General features: G+C 68.8%; 18 protein-coding genes. 5 read left to right on the top strand and 13 right to left on the bottom strand.

The window, feature by feature from the left end; all coding sequences use genetic code 11:
• Window positions 1-13: 13 nt before the first annotated feature.
• The 9 genes from CACI_RS01350 to CACI_RS01315 form a co-directional block, all read right to left on the bottom strand.
• Window positions 14-1,387, bottom strand: a complete 1,374-nt coding sequence (locus CACI_RS01350) for an aspartate aminotransferase family protein (RefSeq protein WP_041539976.1) — start codon at window positions 1,385-1,387, stop codon at window positions 14-16.
• A 95-nt stretch (window positions 1,388-1,482) separates the two neighbouring features.
• Window positions 1,483-2,766, bottom strand: a complete 1,284-nt coding sequence (locus CACI_RS01345) for an adenylosuccinate synthase (protein WP_012784519.1) — start codon at window positions 2,764-2,766, stop codon at window positions 1,483-1,485.
• A gap of 170 nt (window positions 2,767-2,936) precedes the next feature.
• Complete coding sequence (locus CACI_RS01340; RefSeq protein ID WP_012784518.1) at window positions 2,937-4,070, bottom strand: hypothetical protein; 1,134 nt, start codon at window positions 4,068-4,070, stop codon at window positions 2,937-2,939.
• A complete protein-coding gene (locus CACI_RS01335; protein WP_012784517.1) occupies window positions 4,067-4,633 on the bottom strand; it encodes a SigE family RNA polymerase sigma factor in 567 nt (188 codons plus the stop codon). The genes CACI_RS01340 and CACI_RS01335 overlap by 4 nt, the downstream gene beginning before the upstream one ends.
• Window positions 4,634-4,707: 74 nt before the next feature.
• Window positions 4,708-7,755 (bottom strand): hypothetical protein, encoded by a 3,048-nt coding sequence (locus CACI_RS01330; protein ID WP_012784516.1) that lies wholly within the window; start codon window positions 7,753-7,755, stop codon window positions 4,708-4,710.
• 9 nt (window positions 7,756-7,764) lie between these two features.
• Window positions 7,765-9,750, bottom strand: a complete 1,986-nt coding sequence (locus tag CACI_RS01325) for an HSP90 family protein (protein ID WP_012784515.1) — start codon at window positions 9,748-9,750, stop codon at window positions 7,765-7,767.
• 62 nt (window positions 9,751-9,812) lie between these two features.
• On the bottom strand, window positions 9,813-10,022 hold the full coding sequence (locus CACI_RS01320) for a DUF397 domain-containing protein (protein ID WP_012784514.1): 210 nt from the start codon (window positions 10,020-10,022) through the stop codon (window positions 9,813-9,815).
• A 257-nt stretch (window positions 10,023-10,279) separates the two neighbouring features.
• Entirely contained in the window at window positions 10,280-10,486 is a 207-nt protein-coding gene (locus CACI_RS47395) for a DUF397 domain-containing protein (RefSeq protein WP_012784513.1), read from the bottom strand.
• The gene (locus CACI_RS01315; protein ID WP_049871426.1) at window positions 10,483-11,400 is read right to left on the bottom strand and encodes a helix-turn-helix domain-containing protein; all 918 of its coding nucleotides are present in this window, start codon (window positions 11,398-11,400) and stop codon (window positions 10,483-10,485) included. Before CACI_RS01315 ends, CACI_RS47395 begins: the two co-directional genes overlap by 4 nt.
• 431 nt (window positions 11,401-11,831) lie before the next feature.
• Between CACI_RS01315 and CACI_RS01310 the strand changes: the two genes are divergently transcribed.
• The gene (locus CACI_RS01310; protein ID WP_143765116.1) at window positions 11,832-12,035 is read left to right on the top strand and encodes a hypothetical protein; all 204 of its coding nucleotides are present in this window, start codon (window positions 11,832-11,834) and stop codon (window positions 12,033-12,035) included.
• Between the two features lie 236 nt (window positions 12,036-12,271).
• On the opposite strand, the gene CACI_RS01305 is transcribed toward CACI_RS01310, so the two are convergent.
• Together CACI_RS01305 and CACI_RS01300 are read right to left on the bottom strand one after the other, a co-directional pair.
• Window positions 12,272-13,297, bottom strand: a complete 1,026-nt coding sequence (locus CACI_RS01305; protein ID WP_012784510.1) for a hypothetical protein — start codon at window positions 13,295-13,297, stop codon at window positions 12,272-12,274.
• 111 nt (window positions 13,298-13,408) lie between these two features.
• Complete coding sequence (locus CACI_RS01300; RefSeq protein ID WP_012784509.1) at window positions 13,409-15,655, bottom strand: (Fe-S)-binding protein; 2,247 nt, start codon at window positions 15,653-15,655, stop codon at window positions 13,409-13,411.
• Between the two features lie 158 nt (window positions 15,656-15,813).
• On the opposite strand from CACI_RS01300, the gene CACI_RS01295 reads away from it, so the two are divergent.
• The 3 genes from CACI_RS01295 to CACI_RS01285 all read left to right on the top strand — a co-directional run bounded on the left by CACI_RS01295 (window position 15,814) and on the right by CACI_RS01285 (window position 18,750).
• Window positions 15,814-16,785, top strand: a complete 972-nt coding sequence (locus CACI_RS01295) for a MurR/RpiR family transcriptional regulator (protein WP_012784508.1) — start codon at window positions 15,814-15,816, stop codon at window positions 16,783-16,785.
• 94 nt (window positions 16,786-16,879) lie between these two features.
• Window positions 16,880-17,395, top strand: a complete 516-nt coding sequence (locus CACI_RS01290) for an ArsR/SmtB family transcription factor (protein WP_012784507.1) — start codon at window positions 16,880-16,882, stop codon at window positions 17,393-17,395.
• Complete coding sequence (locus CACI_RS01285) at window positions 17,395-18,750, top strand: MFS transporter (protein ID WP_012784506.1); 1,356 nt, start codon at window positions 17,395-17,397, stop codon at window positions 18,748-18,750. The genes CACI_RS01290 and CACI_RS01285 overlap by 1 nt, the downstream gene beginning before the upstream one ends.
• Window positions 18,751-18,763: 13 nt before the next feature.
• On the opposite strand, the gene CACI_RS01280 is transcribed toward CACI_RS01285, so the two are convergent.
• Both CACI_RS01280 and CACI_RS01275 read right to left on the bottom strand, forming a co-directional pair.
• Complete coding sequence (locus tag CACI_RS01280) at window positions 18,764-19,186, bottom strand: hypothetical protein (RefSeq protein ID WP_049871425.1); 423 nt, start codon at window positions 19,184-19,186, stop codon at window positions 18,764-18,766.
• 71 nt (window positions 19,187-19,257) lie between these two features.
• Window positions 19,258-19,620, bottom strand: a complete 363-nt coding sequence (locus CACI_RS01275) for a hypothetical protein (RefSeq protein ID WP_012784504.1) — start codon at window positions 19,618-19,620, stop codon at window positions 19,258-19,260.
• A 31-nt stretch (window positions 19,621-19,651) separates the two neighbouring features.
• Between CACI_RS01275 and CACI_RS01270 the strand changes: the two genes are divergently transcribed.
• Window positions 19,652-20,071: a hypothetical protein gene (locus CACI_RS01270; protein WP_012784503.1), complete on the top strand. Its 420-nt coding sequence runs from the start codon at window positions 19,652-19,654 to the stop codon at window positions 20,069-20,071.
• The last annotated feature ends 63 nt before the right edge of the window (window positions 20,072-20,134 follow it).

Below are 20,134 nucleotides of genomic sequence, written 5' to 3'. Positions count from 1 at the left end.
GGTGAAGTAGCTGTCAGTTCGCGTACACGTCCACGACGTCCAGCGCTTCGTCCAATGCCGCCAGACCCTTGCGCGCGTCCGCTTCCGAGATGGTGCACGGCGGCACCACGTGCAACCGGTTGAAGTTGACGAACGGCCACACGCCGCGCGCCTTCATCGCCGCCGCGAGCTCGTTCATCGGCGCCGCGTCCGCGCCGGAGGCGTTGTAGGGCACGAGCATCTCGCGCGTCTCCTTGGAGCGGACCAGGTCCAGCGCCCAGAACGCGCCGACGCCGCGCACCTCGCCGACGCTCGCGTGCTTCGCGGCGATCTCGCGCAGCGCCGGACCGAAGACCTCCTCGCCGAGCCGTGCCGCGTTCTCGATGACGCCCTCCTCCTTCATCGCGTTGATCGTCGCGACGATGGACGCGCACGCCAGCGGGTGCCCGGAGTAGGTCAGGCCGCCGGGGTACACGCGGTCCTTGAAGGTCTCGCGGATCTTCTCGGAGATGATCACACCGCCGACCGGGACGTAGCCGGAGTTGGAGCCCTTGGCGAAGGTGATCAGGTCCGGGGTGACGCCCCAGTGGTCGACCGCGAACCAGGCGCCGGAGCGCGCGAAGCCGGCCATCACCTCGTCGGCGATGTAGACGATCCCGTACTTGTCGCACAGCGCGCGCACGCCCGCGAGGTAACCCGCCGGCGGCATCAGCACGCCGGCCGTGCCCACGATGGTCTCCAGGATGATCGCCGCGACCGTCGCCGGGCCCTCGTACTGGATGGTCTGCTCCAGGTGCAGCAGCGCGCGCTCGCACTCCTCGGCCTCGGTCGTGGCGTGGAAGTGCGAGCGGTACAGGTGCGGGCCGAAGAAGTGCACGGCGCCGCCGGTGGACTGGCCGACGGCGTCGTTGGCCCAGCGGCGCGGGTCGCCGGTGAGGGAGATGGCCGTCGAGGTGGAGCCGTGGTAGCTGCGGTAGGTGGACAGCACCTTGGTGCGGCCGGTGTGCAGCCGCGCCATGCGGACCGCGTTCTCGACGGCCTCGGCGCCGCCGTTGGTGAAGAACACGTAGTTCAGGTCGCCCGGCGCCAGCTCGGCGATCAGCCGCGCGGCCTCGCCGCGGACGTCGTTGGCGAACGACGGCGCGATCGTGCACAGCTTGCCGGCCTGCTCCTGGATCGCCGCGACCACCTTGGGGTGCTGGTGGCCGATGTTGGTGTTCACCAACTGGGACGAGAAGTCCAGGTAGCGGTTGCCTTCGTAGTCCCAGAAGTAGGAGCCCTCCGCGCCGGCGATCGGGAGCGGAGTGATCGCCCCCTGCGCCGACCAGGAGTGGAACACATGGGCGCGGTCGTCGGCGAAGACCTGCGCGCCAGCTGCCTTCAGGTCGTCGGAGGAGATCTCAGTCATAACCAGAACGTACATCGTGCGGCCTCCCGCTCGGGAGGCCGCAACATGTCAAGGAATCGTCCGAAGGCCCTTACAGAACTGCCAACGAGCACGTCCTACAGGAACGAGCGCAGCTGGATCGTGGCGTTGCGCTCCGGGCCGACGCCGATCGCCGAGATCGGCGCGCCCGACATCTTCTCCAGCGCCTTCACATAGGACTGCGCGTTCTCCGGCAGGTCCTCGAAGGACTTGCAGCCCGAGATGTCCTCGGTCCAGCCCGGGAACTCCTCGTAGATCGGCGTCGCGTGGTGGAAGTCGGTCTGGGTCATCGGGATCTCGTCGTGCCGGACGCCGTCCACGTCGTAGGCCACGCAGACCGGGATCCGCTCGAAGCCGGTCAGCACGTCGAGCTTGGTGAGGAAGAAGTCGGTCAGGCCGTTCACCCGGGAGGCGTAACGCGCGACCGGCGCGTCGAACCAGCCGCAGCGCCGGTCCCGGCCGGTGGTGACGCCGTACTCGTGGCCGATGCGGCGCAGCGCCTCGCCGTTCTCGTCGAACAGCTCGGTCGGGAACGGGCCGGCGCCGACGCGGGTCGCGTACGCCTTCAGGATGCCGATGCTCCGGGTGACGCGTGTCGGGCCGATGCCGGCGCCGGTGCACGCCCCCCCGGTGGTCGGGTTCGAGGAGGTGACGAAGGGATAGGTCCCGTGGTCCACGTCCAGCAGCGTGCCCTGGCCGCCCTCCAGCAGCACGACCTTGCCCTCGTCCAGCGCCTTGTTCACCACCAGGGAGGTGTCGGCGACCATCGGGCGCAGCCGCTCGGCGTAGCCCAGGTACTCCTCGACCACCGCCTCGGCGCTCAGCGCGCGCCGGTTGTACACCTTGACCAGCATCTGGTTGCGGTCGCGCAGCGCGCCCTCGACCTTCTGCAGCAGGATCGAGGGGTCGAACAGGTCCTGGACCCGGACCCCGATCCGGTTGATCTTGTCCGCGTAGGTCGGGCCGATGCCCCGGCCGGTGGTCCCGATCTTGTTCTTGCCCAGGAACCGCTCGCTGACCTTGTCCATGGTCCGGTGGTAGGGCGTGATCAGGTGCGCGTTGGCCGAGATCAGCAGCCGCGAGGTGTCCACCCCGCGCTGGTCGAGCCCGTCGAGCTCGGCGAACAGCACGGCCGGGTCGATGACCACGCCGTTGCCGATCACCGGCACGCAGCCCGGCGAGAGGATGCCGGAGGGCAGCAGGTGAAGGGCGTACTTCTGGTCGCCGATGACGACCGTGTGGCCGGCGTTGTTGCCGCCCTGATAGCGGACGACGTAGTCGACCGAGCCGCCGAGCAGGTCCGTGGCCTTACCCTTGCCTTCGTCGCCCCACTGGGCGCCGACGAGCACGAGAGCGGGCATGGAGATGCCTTTCCAACGCTTAGCGCCTACTAGCTGCCAAGTAGGTCCCTCTAGGGCGACGCGTCTTGTAGAGAACGACCGAAGCCCCTGGTCGCAAGCGGCGACAGGGGCTCTTGCGGCAAGAGTTTACCGCGTCGTGGCCGGGGATGGCCATTTCGGTTCGGTACACGTCATCCGGCGTTGTACTGGGTGTTCGTCTGGACGGGGAGGGCTTTGCCGGCGGCGTCGAACGCGGTGACGCCGGTCGATTGCTTCCCGGACGGGACGATGTAGGCGAAGAAGCGGTAGCCGCCCAGGCTCTTGACGGGGACCGGAACGTTGGTGCCGTCGGCGAAGTCGAGCTGCAGGCGGGCGATGTTCGGGGCGACGAGGCCCGAGGCCGCTTCTCCGACTCCGCCGTTCCTGTCGATCGAGGACCCGGTGATCGTTCCGGTGTGGATGCAGTCAGCGTTCGAGGTGCTCCCCAGCACAGACACGATGCACGGTCCCGACGGGCCGGTGTACGCGGTCATGACAATCTGGTCGCCGCCCATCGTGCCGCGCGCCAATTCGACCGGGCCCGCTGCCGGCGGCGGCGTCTCACCGGGCTTGTACCACCGGCCTTGAGCGCTGAAGGACCCCTTGATCGTGAACGGTGCCGAGAAGCCGAGCTGAGCGCCGTTGCCGTCGAAGAGCACGATCTTGCTCACCCCGAGGCCGGGCGGCAGCGCGAAGAGCACCACGGGCGTGCCGTTGACCGGGACCGTCTCCAGGTGCAGGACTTCGCCGTCCTGCAGAACCACCGTGACGCTCGCCACGTCCCGCTGCGTGAACAGGGTGTAGTCGTCGGTGTTCCCGACGGTCGCGTTGACGCCGAGTGTGCCGTACTTGGTGCTCGGGTCCAGAGTCTGGGAACCACAGGCCCACAAGATGTCGTAGCAGTTCTTGTTGTCGAAGCCGATGCTCCACTTCTTGCCGTCGACCGCGCCGGAGAACTGCCCTTTGCCGTGGACGAGCGGCGTCGGGTTCACCGTGATACGGGGCCCGCTGCTGACGGCTGCGTACACGCCGTCCGGGCCGCTCGCCGCGCCGGCGGCGGAACTCCCGCCGCCGGCGATCGCCACCGGAACGCCGATCGACAGCGCCGCCGCGATCGCCAGCATCCCGCTGCCGATCACCCGGCGCCGCGTGCGGATCGCCCGGCCCTGTCGCACCGTCGCGTCCACCGGGATGGCGCCGGTCTCGAAGTGGCCCAGGTCGGCGAACAGTCCCTCGCCGTCTTGGGCCTCGCCGTCGGTGTCCGGTCCGCCATATGCGTCGTTCACGAGATCACCTTCCCGTCCTGAAGCTGTGTGCTGGTGCGGAGCTTGGCCAGGGCGCGCGAGGCCTGGCTCTTCACGGTGCCGACCGAGCAGCCGAGCACCGTGGCGGCCTGGGTCTCCGTCAGGCCGTCCCAGTAGCGGAGCACGACCACCGCGCGCTGTTTCGGCGGCAGCTCCATGAGCGCGGCGACCAGTGCCTCGCGCTGGTCGAACGCGGCGGTGCCGTCGGTGACGACAGGCTCGCGCGCCGCGGCGCCGGGACCGGCGTGCTCGTCGACCCGGCGTTTGCGGAAGCGGCGGTGGTTGGCGTTGATCAGGATCCTGCGGACGTAGGCGTCCGGGTCGTCCGCACGCCGCACTCTGGACCAGGACGCGTACGCCTTCGCCAGCGCGGTCTGTGCCAGGTCCTCGGCGTGGCCGCGGTCGCCGGTCAGACCGTAGGCGAACCGGACCAGACCACCCCACCGGCTGACCATGTACTCGCGGAACTCGGCTTCCTCGATTCCGCGTCTGTCGTTCCCATCACGGTCTCTGTCACGGTCCCGGTCACGCTTCTCACCCCGCATCCGTCCCCCTCGCGTCGTGGTTCATGTCGCTGAAGAGGACCGGCCGCGGCCGGATCGTTGCACGCCGAAGGGCTTCAGTCCCCGAGCTGCTCCAGGAACGCCACGCACCGTACCGCCTCGACCCCGGCCTCGGTGCACGCGGCGATCGCCTCGCGCAGCCGCTCCACCGCCGCGTCGCGGCTGCCGTACCGGTCCAGCAGCCAGGCGACCATCTGCTCGGAGAAGTCGTAGTCCATCGCGCTGTGCGGGAGCAGCGCGCGGAACCCGGCGGCCGCGCGCTCGGCGTACGGCATCGCCTTGTCGGACAGGTCCGCGTTCAGGTGCAGGCGGGCCAGCTGGTCGTCGGTCTCGGCCAGTTCGTAGGCGATGACCTGGGCGTCGCGCTCATAGGCGCCGGAGGCCTCGGCGGTCTCCAGGACCTGCGCCGCCTCCGCGAACAGGAGCAGCACCTGGTCCAGGACGTCCTCGCGCTCGATGTCGTGCGCGGTCTCCTCCGACTCGCCGAAGGTCACCCAGGCCAGGGCCCTGAGGGTCTTGGCGAGGTTGATCGGGTCCGGCAGCGCGCGCAGCAGGATCACGGCGCGGTCGAACGCCCGGCGCGCCTCGTCGGCGAGCCCGGCGGCGCGCAGCGCGTGTCCGGCGGACGCCGCGAGCATCGCGTGGCCGCCCTGCTGCGGGAAGTGCTCGGCGATCGACGCGGCCAGCAGGTACTGCTCGGCGGCGCCCCGGTAGTCCTCCAGACGGCCGAGGCAGCGGGCCAGGGCCCAGCGGGCGTTGACGACCGTCGGGTCGTCCAAGTGCCGGATCATCTCCGGCAGCGCGGATTCCAGGATCGCGGCGGCGTCGGCGTCGCGGCCGAGCTGCTCGTAGGCGAACGCCAGGCTGTGGCGCGCGCTCGCGGCCAGGTCCGGGACGCCGTGCCGGTCGGCCCAGCCGACGGCATGCAGCGCGTGCTCGGCGCTGTCGGTGTAGCGGCCCTGCCCGCCGGTCGCGTTGGCCAGCACCTGGCGGGTGTATCCGGCCGGGAACCGCTGCTCGGGCCAGCGTTCGGCGATGTCCAGGGCGGCCAGCCCGGCGCGCTCGGCGTCTGCGTCGCGGTCGGAGGCGAGGTACGCCTGCGCGAGGAGCATGTTCGGGTGCAGATTCGCCCACGGACGCCCGGCGCGGTCGTACAGCGCTATGGCCGCCAGCAGCTCCGGGACCGATTCCTCCGGCCGACCGCGCCGCTGGGCGATCTCGGCGCGCATGGTGTGCGCGGCGGCGGCGCGGGCCGGGACGTCGAACTCGATGGCATCGGCGAGGAGCGCTTCGACGCTTGCTGCGAAGTGGTCGAAGGCTGATTCGCGGTCGCGGTCGGTGCCGGTGCCGGTGTCGGTGTCGGCGCCGACCTCGGTCGTCCTGCGCGCTTCGAAGGCCTGCGCGCGGCGGACGGTGAGGATGTCCTCCGGCTCGGCCAGTCCGCGTGCTTGCAGGACTCGAGCTGTCGCGTAGAGCGCGGCGAGTGCCTGCTCCGGAATGGGCTCGTAGGTCTTCTTCTGCAACGCCTCGGCCAGCAGCCTGCGCGCCTGCACCGCGACCGCGCGCCCTTCCAGCCCACCTGCCTTGTAGCGCTCGACAGCCTCGCCGAGCAGCGTGACGGCCCGGTCCATGTCCTCGCGGTCGAGCGCTTCGGCGGCGCGTTCCTCGGCGAGTTGGGCCTGCGCCTCAAGGTCCAGCACGATGCCTCGGCGATCGGCCGCGATCGCGACGCGTTCCCACATCTTCATCGCGCTGGGGTGCGCGACGTTGAACAGCCGGCGCGCCTCGGCGAGAAGGTCGTAGAAGTCGGTGTCCGCGTCCGGGTCGGGCGGCTCGGCGACGGGTTCGCGCTGGGCGGGCACGGCAGCCAGCGGCGCCTGATCCGGCTCGTGCGCCTGGCCGGGCTGCTGCGCCTGCTCCGGCTTCTGGAACTGCTGGGGTCGCGGTCGCTGCGAGACGATCAGCGGCAGCTCCGCGACCAGCCACGTCTGGTCCATCGTGGCGGCGACGCGCGCGCTCACGACCTTGGTGCCGTTGCGGCGGTCGAAGCGTCCGGAGAGGTCGTCGATCTCCGATCGCACGCGCGCCAGCAACTCCGCGACCGGCCAGTCCCGTCCCTCGGGTCCGGCGACGATCGCGGTCGATCCGGCGTCGACCCGGCTGCGCAGCAGCAACGCGACGCAGGACAGGAACTCGAGGTAGTCCAGCGGCTCGTAGGGCGGGTCGAACAGGCGGCGGTTCTCGGCGAGGATCTCCAGGGCGCGTTCGCCGTTTCCAGACAGCACGCAGAACTCGATGTGGCGTCCGAAGGCGGTGCGCAGCTCGACGTGTCCGCGCAGCAAGCGGTAGCCACGCAGGTGATTCGAGCGTGCTTCGTCGTAGCGGCGCAGACGCAGCAGTGGCTTCAGGGACGCGGCAAGAGTGCTGGCGGGCTCGTCCAGACACGAGATCTCGTTCTCGACGGTCGGCCGCCACAGCCGCATCGCGGCGAGGTCGTCGCCGTTCTCCGCCCGCCACACGCCCTGCGTCAGGTGCTCGCAGGCGCGGCAGTCGCTCATCAGGTCGCGATCGGCCGACAGCCAGCGTCCGAAGTGCACCTCGGCCTGCGCGGTGTCGCCCAGGTGCTCCGCTATGCGGAAGCGCTGCGCGTGGACGGCCCGCATGCCGTATCCAGCCAGGCGGTAGCGGCGCTCCATCTCATCGACGAAGCCGGTGACCGTCGCCAGCGGGACCTCGGGGACCGAGAGCAGGTCGGAGGTCATCCACTTGAAGACCCAGTGCGTCTCGTATTCCAGACGGCTCGCGTCGCGCAGGGTCTTGCCGTGGCGGTCCCACAGGCGCAGGAGGCGGGAGAAGAGCACCGGCGAGCGGAAGCTCTCCCCGCCGCGCTCGTAGGCTTCGATGACGGTGTGCAGGGCGCAGATCTGGGTCTCGGGGTCGCCGAGCTTGTCGGCGGCGGCCAACAGCGTCTCGGCGCGGACCGATCGGGCTCGGCCCGGCGGCTCGTTCTCGTTCGCCTCCAGGGCCGCGCGCAGGTCCTCGGGGGTCCAGGTCATCTGGTGGAAGGCGGGCTCGCTGGTGCTGGGCATGTGCGTGCTCGACATCGGGCGGACTCAGTCCTCTTCCTCGGTCTCAGGCTCCTGCCGTTGTCCGACCGCGTAGCCGAGCAGCCCCAGGAAGGCCCGGTTGAGCAGGGCCGACTCGCTGGAGCGGATCGGCCGCTTGGACAGCAGGAGTGCCTGGCCGTAGACGGCCTCGATGCCGGTGGCGGCCAGTTCGGCGTCCTCCAGCTCGATCAGGCCTTGGATCAGTGGGCTGCGATGGTTCAGGACCAGGCGTGCCCGCGGCCCGACCGTCCGCAGCGCGCCGAGGATACCGGCCCACAGGTCGTCGCCGTCGGCCAAGGCCTCGCTCTCGGCGTCCGCGCGGGCCCGCTCGTGCCGGGCGTCGCGGCCGTCGAGGAGCAGCGCGGGGATGGTGACCGGGTGGTAGGCGCGCAGGGCCACGTCGCAGTCCTGGACGTCCAGGACCCGGCGGGCGGTGGCCAGCAGCGGACCGGCGGCGAGCTCCTCGACGGAGTCCACGGTGTCCAGGTGCGCGGCGATCGTCTCGGGATCCAGGTCCAGGACGGTGACGCCGGGCAGCGCGCGCGGGAGCTTGCGGACCAGGTCGGCGTCGTAGGTGTAGCCGCCGTTGACCACGCCGAGCCCGACCGCCGCGGCGATCTGCGAGACCTGCTGGAACTCCTCGTCGCCGGCCGTCAGGTGGATGACGCGGTGCTGGTCGGCGAAGGCGGTCAGCGGCAGACGGCCGGACGTGGTCTCGAAGGGGAGCCACGGAAGGGTGAGGGCGAACAGGTCGTCGTCGAAGCGAGCCAGGGCTTTGACGCCGAGGTAGTGGACCGCCAGGAGGCGGTTGAGGCGCGGCGGGTCGGTCGCGGCGAGGCCGGCGAGCCAGTCGCGGACGCGGTTGCCGAGGGCTTCGCGGACGGCGGCCAGCCGGTCGTCCTCGTACAGGGCTTCGCGCGAGGCCGTGGGACGCAGCGCGTCGGTGTCGATGACGCAGCGTACGAAGAAGGCCCAGTCCGGCAGCAGACCGCGCGCCTGGTCGGTGAGCAGCATGCCCTTGATGTGGACGCGGTGGCCGCCCTGCTCCGACGCGGTGGCGGCGGTGGCCGCGGTGGGGAGGATGTAGGCGGCGCCTTTGATCCCCAGCAGCGGGATGTTGAGCTCGATGATGTCCAGCGGCGCGAAGCCGAGGGTGTCCTGGCAGTAGGCGGCCAGCGCTTCGAAGCGGGTGCCCGGGGAGGGGTATTCGCGGTCCCAGACCGGCGGCGTCTCGGTGATGCGGTAGGTGTAGCCGGCTTCGTCCTCGAGGACGGTCTCGTAAGGCAGAAGGCTGCCGAAGTCACGGGCGAGCTCCACGACACGCGGCGCCTGGAACCAGAATTCCTTACCGCGGCTGGGCTTCAGGGTGACGGTCGTACCGGGCTGCGCGGGAGTCTCTTCGGGAGCCAGGATTCTGATGTCGTAATGGCCGTCAGACGCACCGCGCCACTCGACCGCCGGCGCCTCCGCGTCCACGGCGGACTTCGTCACCACGGAGATCTCGTCGGCCACCACGAAGCACGCGAGCAAACCGATACCGAAGCGTCCCAGGAAGTCGCTCCGCCCGAGCTCCAGCACGCTCTCGGCGTCGCCGAACCCGCCGCCGAACCCGCCCCCGACCCCGCCGCCGAACCCGTCGGCACCCGCCCCGCCCCGCTTCGAACTGCGCCCGATCGTGGCCAGAAACCGGTGCACCTCGTCCTCAGTGAGCCCGATCCCACTGTCCCGGACCTGCACCTGCGCCCCGTCGGCGATGATCCGCACCACCCCGGGAGCACCCCCGTCAACCGCCCGCCGAGCGGTGATCGCATCCACCGCGTTCTGCAGCAGCTCCCGCACGAACACCCGCGGACTCGAATAAAGATGATGCGACAGCAGATCAACGATCCCCCGCAGATCCACCTGAAAGGCATGAGCAGTCGGCAGACCACGCCCACCGGCATCAGTGGCGGCGGACGCGGACTCGGAGACCAGCGGCTTCTCGGATGACACGCGCTCGATGCTACGCACCCGCGAGGACACCCGACGCCGGAATGGCCGCAACCGCGACGGTTTTAGACGATCGCGTCGAACTCCCCGGCCTTCACACCAGCCAGGAAGGCGACCCATTCGGCCTTGGTGAAGGCCAGTTTGGGACCTTCAGGATCCCGGCTGTTGCGGACGAGGATCTCGTCCTCTTTGACGCTGGCGGCTTCGACGCAGGCGCCGTTGCCACTCGACGCGGTGGCCTTGGTCCACCGTGCCTTACTTCGATCAATCTCCATGGCGGCTCCCTCCCGATAAACGCGCCGTACCAGGACTTACCCTTACCCGCCGGTAGAGGGGGCAATCTTCGCAAGTACCGCGTTACCAAGACTTTGCCGAGGTGGAGCGGCAAGTCGGGCATCAGTTCACGACATCATGCGAACGCCCCGCAGCCTTGTGGGCAAGGAGCGCTCGTCTGCACCTTGGACCGGGTCGGCTGCGGGTGGACACACGTCAAAAGGCGTCGGTGGACATCTCTTGTCACCAACGCCGCCGATCAAGCCAGATCGTCGAACTCTCCGCCCCGGGCTCCCTCCAAGAACGCAGCGATCTCCTTACGGGTGAAAGTCAGTACAGGTCCTTGAGGATCCTTCGAGTCCCGCATATAGACAGAACCAGCGAGGCCGGGAGCTAACTCCACGCAGGACCCGTTCCCGCTGCTCGCGGCGGCCTTGCGCCATTGCAGGCCGTCGTTTCCGATCATGACATTGCTACCTTCCCTAAGCCGGACGACCCCTGTGGCCGCGCGGAGGACCAGTGTTCGTAATTCCCCTTGAGCAGACGCATCAGAAATTTTCGGGTGTCCAGCGCGCTCAGTGCCGTGTCGGCCATGGCGGCGAATTTCGCGCCGATGTCGGCGATCTCGCCGTGGCCGCGCACGAACAGCTCGCGGAACACGCCTTCGATGTAGCAGGCGCTCCCGGTCTTGGGACCGTCATCGAGATTCAGGAGATGGATGGTGGCGCCCTCCATGCCCTGGTAGAAGCCCGCCACGTAAGGGATCACCTGAAGGGTCACATGATCCAGGCCCGTCGCGCGGATGAGACGGTCGATCTGTTCCTCGCGGATGGCACGGGTCCTCCCATCGACCCCCGCCGGACGCCAGAGCACGTTCTCATCGATGACGAAGTGGGCTTTGAGCGAGCTGTCGTTCCAGATCCTTTTCTGTCGGTCCATACGGATCTGGACCAGTCTTTCGACGTCGGCCTCATCACGGCTGTCCCCGTTGCGCGTGATCGTCTCCCAGGCGTACCGCTCTGTCTGAAGCAGTCCCGGGACAAAGGTCATCTCGTAGTTGCGAAGGCTCCGAGCCTGGGACTCGAGCGCGATGAAGGTCGAGTACTTGGCCGGGATGGGGGTCGTTCCCTTGTCGGCGTCGACAGCCTCCCGGCTCAGCGAGATCAGCTGATCCCGCCTCTGAGCTGGCACTCCGTACAGTTTGCACAGGTCTCGCACGTCTCGTGCCACGGCGCCGCGCTGGCCGTTCTCCATGCGGCTTATCTTCGCGTCTGAGCACTCCAGGTGCCGGGCCGCGTCGGCGATGCTCTTGCCCGCGGCGAGGCGGAGGGTGCGCAGCTCGCTGCCGAGTTCCCAGCGCAGGACGTTGATTCCGGTCACGGGCTGGTTCCGCTGATTGGCTCGCACCTGGGCCTCCTTGCCCGTCCGTCATGTTCCGTACGCAAGTTCTGTGGGCATCTACACCATGCAGGTGCCTGTTGCAGATTCATTCAGAAAGTGCCGCTGGCAATTGACACGGTTCTGAACGAGGAGCATCGTACAACTACGACAGGGGTACGCGACAGGGTTCTGTGAAAGAGCCACCCGCCTGGACCAACGAAAGCCGGGCCGACGTAGTGCGGCGTCGACCCGGCGAAGAAAGGCCCCCAGCCGATATCACTCGAAGAGAACGGTGGAGAGACCTCGTGGAGACATCTACCCCCACGCCCCGTGACCAATCCCCATCCGCGGGCCTTGAGGACTGCCCGCGGTGTGTGCAGGGCCGGATCGGGAAGGCCCGGCTCACCTGCACCCTGTGTTTCGGTGCTGCGATGGTGCAACCCTGGGTCGCCGATCAGGAGCGGACCCAGCAGGCCAGTTGGGCGGCGTATCTGGCCGCCCGGCGGGCGACGACGCCCGACGGCGCGGACCCGGACCTCGGCGAGTGCGCTCGCTGCTGGCCCTCGCGCTGCCCCCAGTGCCCGTGGACGCCGCCGGCGGACCCGGGCGCCGACGGACTCTGGCTCGCCGCCTGACCCGGTGGGAGGTGAGGATCCCATGGAAGTGTTGATCATTTTCGGCGGTGTATATGCGGCGTTCCTGATCGGACGCGTTCTGCAGTACCTCTCCGACGCGAAGCGTGTGCTCGGCAGGGGTGGCGACAGGAACGGGAAGCGGTAGCGCCCACTGCCCGACCTGTCAGCACCCGAAGAAACCAGCGCGCCTCCCGCCAGTAGCCGGGAGGCGCGCCTTGACGTTCTGAGCAGCGAACTCAGTTCGCCTGGATCTTCGCAGTGTTCTGTACCACGTTCACCTGGATGTTGTGCGTCGACGTCTGATCCTCGTGCACCGGACTCGCCTCATCCTGCGTGATGTCCCCGTTGGCGCCGGTGCAGTGCCCGGCGGGCACGCACGCGAACCGGTACCCGCCGGCCGGCACCTTCAGCGTCACCTCGGCCGGCTGCCCGGCCGTGACGCGGATGTTCTGGATGTTCGAGATGTCGCCGCTCACCTGCAGGTCGATCTTGTCCCCGATCGGGGCGAAGACGTCCAGGTTCGCCGCGCTCACGTCGTTCGCCACGACCTGGCCGTTGGCCGTCACGCTCACGTCGGAGGTGGTGGCCAGATGGTTCACCGTGACGTTGCCGCGCCCGGTGAACAGCTGCACCGCCGCGTCCAGTCCGGTGGCGCTGATGTCCGCCTGGTCGCTGGAGTGGTCCATCATCGCCTCGACCGACATCGAGCGCGGGACCTGGATGGTGTACTTCGAGGAGCACTCGCTGTTCGGGCAGTGCACGCTCACCAGCAGATAGCCGCCGGCGCTGATGATCTGGCGCTCCACCGGGTCCAGCAGGGTCGCCCGGTCGGTCGCCTTGATGGTCACCTGATCGGTGTCCGAGCCGGTGACGTTGATCGAGCCGTTGCCGTCCACGGCTATCAGCATCCGCTGCACGTTCGTGTACGTATACGTGTGCTTGCTGATGCGCGGGTAGCGGTTGATCAGCACGTTCCCGACCGCCGCCAGCCCGACCAGGACCAGCACCGTGATCAGCAGCGTGCGGGTGAAACGCCAGACCCGCGAACCCCGCTTGCGCCACTCCGACGGCGGTTCCGGCGGCACGACCGGCCGCCCGCGGGTCGGCAGCGGCGCGGTCGGTTCGTCGCCGGGATCGGAATCGTCGTAATCATCGTCGTCGCCGTACTCGGAGTCAGGCGACCCCGAAGCCGGATACCGCGATCCGTCGTCACGCGTCCGGCCCAGGTCGTCCCGGTAGCCGTCCGGCTCGTCGAAAGACACTGAAGCCCCACCTCCGCGTATCCCATACCCTGCGGAGGCGAGGCTAGCAGCGTCGAACTGTTGATCGTCTGCCGGTCGGGGTTCTTTGTCAGCCCTTTACCGGTTTGTCATTCAGGCGTTGGCGGCAGCCGGTTCCGCGCTGCTGGCCGGCGCGGGCTTCACCGACGTCAGCAGCAGCTGCGCGACGTCGACCACCTCCATCGACTCCGGGACCTCGCCGGCCTGCTTGCGCGCGGTGATCGAGTCGCCGAGCATGACCAGGCAGTAGGGGCACGCCGTGGAGATCACGTCGGGGTTGGTGGACAGTGCCTCGTCCACGCGCTCGACGTTGATCCGCTTGCCGATGCGCTCCTCCATCCACATGCGCGCGCCGCCGGCGCCGCAGCAGAAGCCCTTCTCCTTGCAGCGGTGCATCTCGGTGTTCTTCAGGCCGGGCACCTTGGCGATGATTTCGCGCGGCGGGGTGTAGACCTTGTTGTGGCGGCCCAGGTAGCACGGGTCGTGGTAGGTGATGTTCTGGTCGATCGGCGTCACCGGGGTCAGCTTGCCCTCGGAGACCAGGGTGTCCAGCAGCTGCGTGTGGTGGATGACGTCGTACTCGCCGCCGAGCTGCGGGTACTCGTTGGCCAGCGAGTTGAAGCAGTGCGGGCAGGTCGCGACGATCTTGCGCTTCTCGCGCGGGGTGTCTTCGCCGAAGACCTCGTTCAGCATCTCGACGTTGCCCTGCCCCAGCATCTGGAACAGGAACTCGTTGCCCAGTCGCCGCGCCGGGTCACCGGTGCAGGACTCCATGCCGCCCAGAACCGCGAACTTCACACCGGCGATGTGCAGCAGCTCGGCGAACGCCTTCGTGGTCTTCTTCGCGCGGTCCTCCAGCGAGCCGGCGCAGCCGACCCAGTAGAGGTACTCGACCTCGGAGATGTCCTCCAGAGTCTCGCCGAACACCGGGACTTCGAAGTCCAGCTCCTGGATCCACTCGGTGCGCTTCTTGGGCTGCATACCCCAAGGGTTCTGTGCCTTCTCCAGGTTCTTCAGCATCGTGCCCGCCTCGGACGGGAACGAGGACTCGATCATCACCTGGTAGCGGCGCATGTCGACGATGTGGTCCACGTGCTCGATGTCCACCGGGCACTGCTCGACACAAGCGCCACAGGTGGTGCAGGACCACAGAATGTCCGGGTCGATGACGCCGTTCTCTTCAGCGGTGCCGATCAGCGGGCGCTCAGCCTCGGCGCGGACCATGTCCGGCAGCGAGAGCCACTTCTCCTCGGCCAGCTTCTCGTTGCCCTCGAGGTCCTTGCCGCCGCCGGCGAACAGGTACGGCGCCTTGGCCGCGGAGTGGTCGCGCAGGGCGAGCATCAGCAGCTTCGGGGACAGCGGCTTGTCGGTGTTCCACGCCGGGCACTGGTCCTGGCAGCGGCCGCACTCGGTGCAGGTCGAGAAGTCCAGCAGGCCCTTCCACGTGAAGTCCTCGACCGCCCCGACGCCGAACCTGGCGTCCTCGGCCGGGTCCTCGAAGTCGATCGGCACGCCGCCGGAGGCCATCGGGCTCAGCGCGCCGAGCGCGGTGCCGCCGTCGGCCTTCTTCTTGAACCAGATGTTGGGGAACGCCAGGAACCGGTGCCATGCCACGCTCATCGTGGAGTTCAAGCCGATGGTGATGGCCCAGGCCATGGAGATGACGATCTTGACCGCGGCGATCGCGTAGATCCAGTTCTCCAGCGAGCCGCGCGACATGCCGTCGAAGGCGTGGACCAGCGGGTAGCTGACCGGGTAGTGCGCGCTGTAGGAGAGGTGGCCGCCGAGTGCGCCCTCGAAGCCGCGCAGCAGCATGATGCACAGCCCGATGCCGAGGATGACTCCCTCGACGAAGTAGGCCTGCCACATCGTGGAGCCGAAGAAGCGCGAGCGCTTGCCCTTCTCCTTGGAGCCGGCACCGGCGGGGCGGTTGCGCAGGCGGATGCCGATCAGCGCGGCGATGGCCAGGATCATCACGAAGCTGATCACTTCGGTGACGAACTCGAAGGGCCACCAGCGCCCGATCAGCGGGATCGCGAAGTCCGCCGAGAACAGCTGGCCGTAGGCGGTGACCAGGGTGAAGAACAGCAGGCCGAAGCCGACCATGACCACCCAGTGCATGGCGCCGATCCAGCGCTTGCCCTTGCGCGCCAGCCGGGTGTGGCCCAGGAACTCCCGGAAGAGGTTCCGGGTCCGCTCCAACGGCTCGTTGCTGCGCACCCCCGGCGCGGTCGACTGGCCGAGCTTCACGAACTGGTAGATATAGACGGCGGTCCGGCCCAGCAGACCGAAGCCGATGACTGAGATCACCAGCGAGACGACGATGGCTGCGAGCTGCATAGCCTCGGTCTCCTCCTACGCGTGCGTATCGACGGACACATCCCGATCACCGTCCGTACGGAGGGTACGGTAGTCGAGGCCCCAGATTATCCTACTGACGAGTAACTTCTGGCGCGCCACAAGTGATGGTGACAGGACGACAGGGTGGAGGGAAGGCTGTGACGACCCCAGAGCCTGTGACTCCTACTACATCGGCAGAGATTGCTGCTCCGCCGTCTGTGACTCCTGCTACACCGGCTGCCGCCTCCGCCGCGTCAGCCGGCTCACGCCTCTCCTCCACCCTGCCACCTGCGGACGAACTGCTGGCGCTGCTGGACGGGCGGCGCCTGTCGCCGGCACAGCGGCGGATAGCGCACTACCTCCTAGAGAACCTCCCCGAGGTCGCCTTTCTGTCGAGCATGGAGCTGGCCGAACGCGTCGGCGTGAGCCAGCCGTCGGTGACCAGGTTCGCGGCGGCGTTGGGCTTCTCGGGTTACCCGGAGCTGCGGGCTGCGCTGCGCCCGATCGCACTGCGCGTCCCTGAGGCGGGTATACACGGGGAACGCATAGCGGGGAACGAGCTGCATTCCGCTCTAGAGAGCGACCAGGCGAACCTGGAAGCGCTCCACAAGTACGCCGCCGACCCGGCGCGCCTGTCGCGTCTGGGCAGCGACCTCGCCGCCTCAGAACCGCTCTCCGTGATCGGCCTAAGGATGTCCGCGCCTGTCGCCTCCTACTTCGCGTATGGAGCCGCGCGTATCCATCCCGACGTACGGGTGGTCCACACGCCGGGTTCACTGGCGCACGAGGCACTGTTGCAGGCCGTCGCGGCCGGCGGGACGTGGCTCGTCGTCTTCGTGCTGCCGCGCTATCCGGCCGAGTCCGTCGTCGTCCTACGGAGTGCGCGGGAACTCGGGCTCAAGACAGCGGTGATCACGGACGTGCCGCTGGTGCCGTTCGCTCATTTGGCGGATGTGCTGCTGCCGGTCGGCGTCGGATCACGCTCGGTCTTCGACTCGCACGCCGCACCGATGGCCTTCGCCGCCCTCCTGCTCCAGGCTCTCGCCGACGCCGCCCCGGAGCGGACGCAGGAGCGGCTGGAGGCGTACGAGGCGCTCGCGGAGACCCGCGGCTTCTACGTCAGCAAGTGAGTTAACGCCTAAATCCCTTCATACCGCTGCTCTGGCACGAGGAGTTGGTCAAGAACTCTTGACCGACGGTCAAGAAACCTTGACCATAGACCTCGTGCCCACCGACGAAGAGCCAGACGCCATCCACATCCAAAGCGACGAGCAACTACGCGCCGTCGCCAGCCACACCCGCCACCGGATCCTGCGCGTGCTGCGGGACAAGCCCGCCACCATCACCCAGGTCGCCGAGCGCCTGGGCATCGCCAAGGGCAGCTCCAACCACCACATGAAGGTGCTGGCGAAGGCCGGGCTGGTGGCGGTCGTGGAGACCCGCAAGGTCGGCGGCGTCACCGAGCAGTACTACGCGATGACCGGACGGACCATCGAGCTGCCGGAGACCGGCGCCGGGCAGCCGGAGATGCTGATGCGCCACGCATTGGCCGACATCGAGGCCGCGCCGCCGAGCGACCAGCGGACGGTGTTCTTGAAGCACGCACGCCTCAGCCCCGAGGCGTGGGTGGAGTTCAACGAGCGGCTCCAGGCTCTGATCGGGGAACTGCACGACGCCTCCGATCCCACGCAGCCGGCCGCTGACCTGTTCGTTGCGTTCTACCGACCGAAGGACGTCTGATGGCTGGCAAACTCCCCTCGCGCTTCTCCCGCATATGGAGCGCCTCCGCGGTCTCCGCGCTCGGCGACGGCGTCTACTTCGCCGCGGTACCGCTGCTCGCGCTGACCCTGACCCGCAACCCGATCATGCTCGGCGCGATGGAAGCGTGCGCGCTGTTGCCGTGGCTGTTCTTCGGCATGCTCGGCGGGGCGCTGGTCGACCGGTGGGATCGGCGGCGCACGATGGTGATCGCCGACCTGTGCCGGTTCTCGCTGCTGGTCTTGGTGACCGCGTTGATCGCCGCCGGCGCCGTCGACATCTACTTCCTGTTCGTGGTCGTGTTCCTGCTGGGGATCGGCCAGGTCTTCTTCGACACCGCGTCGGTCGCGTTCCTGCCCGAGGTCCTGGACCGCGACCTGGACACGTTGCAGGTCGCCAACTCGCGGCTTCAGGGCGCGCAGCAGGCGTTCGGCGGTTTTGTCGGGCCGCCGGTCGGATCGCTGCTGTTCGGGCTGGGGCGGGCGGTGCCGATTCTCGGCGACGCGGTGTCGTTCCTGTTCAGTTCCCTGACGATCTGGTCGCTGCCCAAGTCGGCGCCGAAGCCCGCCAAGCCGCGCGGTTCGCTGCTGCGCGAGGCGCGGGAGGGCGCGGCGTTCCTGTTCGGGAACCGGCTGCTGGTGGGGTTGTCGTTGCGCCCGGCGGTGGGGAACTTCGCGTTCCTGGGAGCCAGCGCGGTACTGGTGCTGTACGTGAAGGAGACGCTGCACCTCGGGACCACCGCTTACGGCATCTACCTCACGGCGAACGCCATCGGCGCGCTGGGCGGGTCGGCGGTGGCGCCGCGGCTGGCGGGCAAGCTCGGGACCGGCGGGACGCTGACGCTGACCGCGGTCGTGGAAGCCGTGTCGCTGTTGGGGATCGGGCTCTCGCCGAACGCGTGGACCGCGGGGATCGGCGAGATGGTGCTCGGCGCGGCGATGGGCGCCACGATGGGACTGGGACCGGCGGTGCGGCAGGCGATCGTGCCGGATCACCTGATGGGCCGGGTCGCCGCGACGGGACGGCTGATCGCCTTGTGCGCCGGACCGGTCGGCGCGTTGTTCGGCGGGTGGCTGGCGAACGTCGCCGGTCTGCGGGCGCCGTTCATCGCCGGAGCCGGGATCCTGGCGGTGATGGCGGTCGTCGCGGCACGGCTGACGAGCAACACGCGGATCGAGGCGGCGCTGGCCGAGGCCGCTGGGCGCCGCGAGCGGGAGACGTCGCAGGAGCAGGAGCAGGAGCAGGGACAGGGGCAGGATCGGGGACAGAAGCAGGCGCAAGCGGTGGAGCAGGCAGTCGAGGCAAATGTCGCGGCCGACGCCGTCGCAATGGCCTGACACGGTCGGCGGGTCACACGTCGTACCACCGCGCGGTCTGGCGAGCGATCCCCGCGCACGCCGCCGCCAGCGGTATCTCGAAGACCACGGCCAGCACCAGCGCCTGCGCGAAGTCGCCGCCCTGGGACAGCATCACGTCGAACCAGGCGTCCATGCCGAACAGCGTCGCGGCGACCGTGGCGGCGGTGCGGGCCCGGTGGTCGTGCCGGACCAGCAGGATGCCGAGCGTGGCCAGCGCCAGCGCCTCCATGGTGTCCAGGCCGATCCACACGGTCGACCAGTGGCTCACCGTCGCCGCCCCGTGCAACGTGTTGGCCAGGAAGACCATCCAGCCGACGAGCACGATCGCCGAGCCGACGAAGCAGATCGCCATCTTGTGGCGGGCCGTCTGGGACGCCATCAGGGTCCTGGTCCACACCGAGAATCTCAGCCGCATGGGAATCATGATCTCCGCCGGATGGGGCGCCGCACCATGACGGCCGCCCCAGGCCGCGGGTGGTGCCAGCCCTACCCCGCCCGGGCTGGCAACCCTCGCGCGAGGTGAAACGTCCACCATCCGTCCTGGCTCCAATGCAGAACGGGGAATTCGATGCCTGAGACAGTCAGAATCCGAACGGTCGTCGCGGCGGGGTGCGCGATAGCGCTGAGCGCGGCCCTCGGCGCGTGTGGGAGCAGCAGCTCGTCGGCGTCGCCGGCGAAGCCCGCCACCAGCACGAGCACGAGCAGCAGTACCAGCAGTGGCGCTGCTTCCACGTCCACTTCGAAGTCCGCGTCGGCCTCCGGTTCGACGACCGCTTCGACGACCGACAGCTCTCCCCCGCCGACCGATGACGCGTCCCCGACACCCTCGGCCCCGCCGTCGACGACCAACGCGTTCCTGCGTTCGGATCAGCTCCCTGATGTGGCCGCCCGCGGCTGGAATCGCCAATACATCACGCAGGTTCACATCGAGGAACCGCTTGCGGGGACCTGCGGCAACTCGCTGGGACCCGAGACCGATCAGAACGACGTCTGGGACGCGCGCTACCCGTCCACGAACGGCCGGGATTACGCCGATCAGCAAGTCCACACCTACGTTTCGGCGGCCTACGCGGCATCCCGTGTCGCGGCGTCCGATCCGAAGTGCAGCGGCGTCACAGCCCGGACCGCCGGCGGGTTCGCCTGGCACGGCACGGCTCGCGAAGGAATCCAGCACGTCCTGTTCGTCCGCTTGAACAACAAGGTCTCCACCCTCGTCATCACCGTCGACGGCCACGACTACGACTCCGCGCTCGACACCGCGCTTCTGCAAACGATGGCTCAGCGGCTCGCGAACTCATAAAGACCGCCCCGCACAAAGCGACGCGCGCCAGCGGGATTGGAACCCACGGGCGCGCGCCGGTCT

Source organism: Catenulispora acidiphila DSM 44928, from assembly GCF_000024025.1.
In the GTDB taxonomy this organism is placed as follows: domain Bacteria; phylum Actinomycetota; class Actinomycetes; order Streptomycetales; family Catenulisporaceae; genus Catenulispora; species Catenulispora acidiphila.
Note: the sequence above shows the minus strand (reverse complement) of the source record. Positions and strands in the feature narration are given on the sequence as shown.